At 40.9% G+C, this 3,286-nt stretch carries 6 protein-coding genes; all 6 read right to left on the reverse strand.

Annotated features, from left to right (window positions below; translation table 11 throughout):
• Nucleotides 1-33: 33 nt before the first annotated feature.
• Complete coding sequence (locus KW850_RS32335; RefSeq protein ID WP_218351687.1) at nucleotides 34-231, reverse strand: hypothetical protein; 198 nt, start codon at nucleotides 229-231, stop codon at nucleotides 34-36.
• Nucleotides 232-331: 100 nt separating this feature from the next.
• Nucleotides 332-691 carry a hypothetical protein gene (locus KW850_RS32340; RefSeq protein WP_218351688.1) on the reverse strand — a complete coding sequence of 120 codons (360 nt, stop codon included), beginning with the start codon at nucleotides 689-691 and terminating at the stop codon, nucleotides 332-334.
• Nucleotides 684-935 carry a hypothetical protein gene (locus tag KW850_RS32345; RefSeq protein WP_218351689.1) on the reverse strand — a complete coding sequence of 84 codons (252 nt, stop codon included), beginning with the start codon at nucleotides 933-935 and terminating at the stop codon, nucleotides 684-686. The genes KW850_RS32340 and KW850_RS32345 overlap by 8 nt, the downstream gene beginning before the upstream one ends.
• Complete coding sequence (locus KW850_RS32350) at nucleotides 920-1,078, reverse strand: hypothetical protein (protein WP_218351690.1); 159 nt, start codon at nucleotides 1,076-1,078, stop codon at nucleotides 920-922. Before KW850_RS32350 ends, KW850_RS32345 begins: the two co-directional genes overlap by 16 nt.
• A gap of 159 nt (nucleotides 1,079-1,237) precedes the next feature.
• Complete coding sequence (locus KW850_RS32355; RefSeq protein WP_218351691.1) at nucleotides 1,238-2,125, reverse strand: hypothetical protein; 888 nt, start codon at nucleotides 2,123-2,125, stop codon at nucleotides 1,238-1,240.
• The coding region (locus tag KW850_RS32360) for a hypothetical protein (protein ID WP_218351692.1) at nucleotides 2,115-3,286 on the reverse strand (1,172 nt) is incomplete at its 5' end. The genes KW850_RS32355 and KW850_RS32360, both read right to left, overlap by 11 nt.

Below are 3,286 nucleotides of genomic sequence, written 5' to 3' on the forward strand. Positions count from 1 at the left end.
TACCAACAAGTTCATGTGCTTTGCTCATTTTGCTCATTTATTTCGATCCCCTTTTTTGTTTTTTGTTTTAATGGTCAAGTAATACAATGCCGTCTGCACATCGGCAGGTAGCAAGTCATAGATAAGCGCTGCCATCGGTTTAATCGCTCCCTTTTTTGTTTTCTTGCTTAAACCATGTAGTTGCAGTTCCGGCAAAACTCTAAAAACCGTGTCATCTTTAATCCCCTCCATGTCACCATTTAGAACACAAAAAGTAGTACCATAGACTTATTGCATTACCTTCTTTATAAATCCGCTAAAATAGGCTGTCTCGACGCTTAAAACACGTATTTTAGTCCTTAAACCGTCGTTTTCTTTCCTTATATTCACGGTCTCTTTGACGACGATTTTCTTTTTCGGCAAACTCTCCGCATTTCTTACAGTAGCGCTGCCTGTTGCTTTTTCGTTCGAATGGTTGCAAGCAAGATTCGCAAAAATCACCTGACATGCTTACGCCTCGCTCCGACCAATAAAGCACCTCGATTGAATGGTCGCCCGGTATTACACTATTTTCTGCATAAGTACAGCGCCCACCATGTTCACGAAAATAAACACAAGTTCGGTCGCCATTGACGCCAGTTTCAAGGTAGCATTTGCCTTCGCCGTCATATGTCGCACAATTGGCAGAAATAAAACGTTGAAGTTTATTCATCGTCCGCTACCTCCGCAGCTTTCTTGTCGAGAATATCCCGAACAACCAGCCGTATTGTGTCCATGCCGATATCAAAGTTTTTGCGCGGTGACGTCTCAAATACAATTAATAGCGTTAATTTCTCGATGTACTTCGTTTTCTTTTCCTCGTCCATATTCTTGTAGTTGCGGAAAACAGTGTAACTTTCCACGAACTCAATTACTTGATGAAAAAACACATCAATAGGGTCTAACTCTCCATCCACTCTTCTTTCTCCTCCTCAATTTCTTCTGGCGGATCTGGCTCCGGTAAATACTCCAGGCGCCCATTCGAATAAACCTTTGCTAATCTTGATCCGCTAAAGTTATTTCCGTAATAATCATTGACTTGAATAATTTCATAACTCATTGCGTCAACCTCCTTGTTTTGAGAACACCTCCTAGAACGCAAAAAAGCCGCAGATAAAAAACTGCAGCAAAAAAGCACCGCCACTTGAGCGATGCCTTATTTTTAAATTTTACTTGCTTCCTATTCTCTTCCTCACATAACCTTAAGTATAGGTTAATATTAGACAATTTTACCCTTCATTCGTTCGACATTCTTAATAAAAGCATGGTAAGAGTAGCCTAATTCCTCAGCAGTTTTCTTATAATTCATCCTTTCATGCGGATATTTTTCATAAAATTGAGTGGTCGTCAGTTTCGCAACGTCTTCCCTTACATAATTGTGCAGCTGAATAAGGAGTTTTGTTTGATTTTTAGTTAAGGATTCAGCCATTTGCCCCAATTCTTTGTACTTTTGATACTTTTCACCGTGAAAAATCACTCTCATTACGTCATCATGCAAGAAATCAAATTCATTAATATCATAAACGTAATAATATACCCATTGTCCATTTCGACGCATTCTGTTTATTCCCTGCGACTTTGCCCGGATTTCAATATATTTGGTGTAAAAAGCCTTACAAACATAATTTACAATTTCTTTTTCCGATTTCGAGGTGTCAGCTTTATTGAACGCATAAATAAGAGCAGGACGAGCCCAATTTTCGAATGCCTTTTCGAATAACTTCTCGGTCCTGGCATTCTCGATTTCGTGTAATTTGTTAAAAAAGAAGATGTGATCCTCAAGCATTAACAACCTCATAGAATCCCAATGGTTAGCAACATCCACCGGCATTGGCGAATAGTTGTTTTCTCGCGTTAGAACGTCTCTCATCCCGAAATATTCAAGCAGTTCGTTAAATTCCACCCATTTCATATAGTATCCGCGGCGAATTTTCCGCGCTAGTCGGAGTATTGGTGATATCTGAGCCTTAACCTTTGCGCAAATATAGTCGAGGGAATCATCCCTTCCGCGCTTTTCAAGGTAATTCACATTACGTACTCTAACCTTAATTTCTTCGATAATCTCCAGCGATTCTCCGCGTTGCAATGCCTCGATTTTAGATTTCATACTTTGCCCATCCCTTCAAAAGCGACCTCATTCTACTTGACGGCAAATACAGATTTATTCTCTGCCCATTGCGGATCTGAGAGCGCCATACCCATTGCAGCAAATCGGAAACAGCGAGTAAATCCTGATTGATTGTTACGCCATTATCCTCGAAGAAAACGCGCTCAATCGGATTCAAATAGCGGTTATACACATACGCAAGTGAGCTACGGTCAGCGTATTCGTTGGTTGCACGAAGGTTAACTGCTGCAAATGATTTCGCATAACCTTTGCCTGATAAGTCATGCTGCCGCTTTTTTATCGTTGTCCATAGAATGTCTTTCGCCTTTGCCTTACAGATATTTCGAAAGTAGTTATATATATTTTTCTGAATTCCCTCGAGCACATCGTCGCTTGCTTTTCCGAGCCAAGTTGTGCTTAACGCGTTCGGACGGTCTGCAAACTTATTCAGCGATCCTTCATACAATTCGATTAATTGTAATAGCTTTTCTCTCATTTCATTAGAGCGATTATATTCTGCCAATTCATATCGTTCTCCCACCTTATCAACGCTTTTGTATTCGTAAGCAATTTTGTGCAAATCATAGTAATAGCGCTGAATCTGACCGTCAAATAGGTACGTAAGAATCATTACATTATCAAAGGCCTCGAACACTTTTGGCGGAAAAGACCATAACAAAAAATTTTCGCGGTGAATAAATAGATTTCCAGCCCGCGCAAGTAGTTTAATATCATCGAATCGGCCGTCGTGATAGTCATCGTAAACCCACTTAACTCGGTTATCGTAAATCTCGATATAACCGAGCTCGAGTAATGCGCGAATATCAGACCGGTTAATATTTGCTTTCTCAATAACGTCCATTACCTCGTCCAAGATAAGCGTATACCCTGAGCCCGTAAGTAGCTCGATAAGTTCGTCGTCAGCGGTCTGAAAAAGGCTATGCGTTGCGCAAATATCGTAGCCCGCGACAATCAATTCTTTTAAACTATGAAGCTTGCGGCCGGCCCGATTGTTATTATTGGGCTCTAAGAACTTGCGATTAGGCACCGCCTTAATTACACGCTGAATCTCGTCTAGGTATGGCGTAATGTAAATGAACTTTCGATCAGTTGGCGCCTCGTTAATGTGTTGTAGCGCCCAGGACGTCTTACCTCGCCCCA

The sequence above is a fragment of the Bacillus sp. sid0103 genome, from assembly GCF_019219025.1.

Excerpts from the sequence above, each read along its gene's own strand:
- KW850_RS32335 (WP_218351687.1), bottom strand. The coding sequence starts at position 231 with ATGGAGGGGATTAAAGATGACACGGTTTTTAGAGTTTTGCCGGAACTG.
- KW850_RS32350 (WP_218351690.1), bottom strand. The coding sequence starts at position 1,078 with ATGAGTTATGAAATTATTCAAGTCAATGATTATTACGGAAATAACTTT.
- KW850_RS32340 (WP_218351688.1), bottom strand. The coding sequence starts at position 691 with ATGAATAAACTTCAACGTTTTATTTCTGCCAATTGTGCGACATATGAC.
- KW850_RS32355 (WP_218351691.1), bottom strand. The coding sequence starts at position 2,125 with ATGAAATCTAAAATCGAGGCATTGCAACGCGGAGAATCGCTGGAGATT.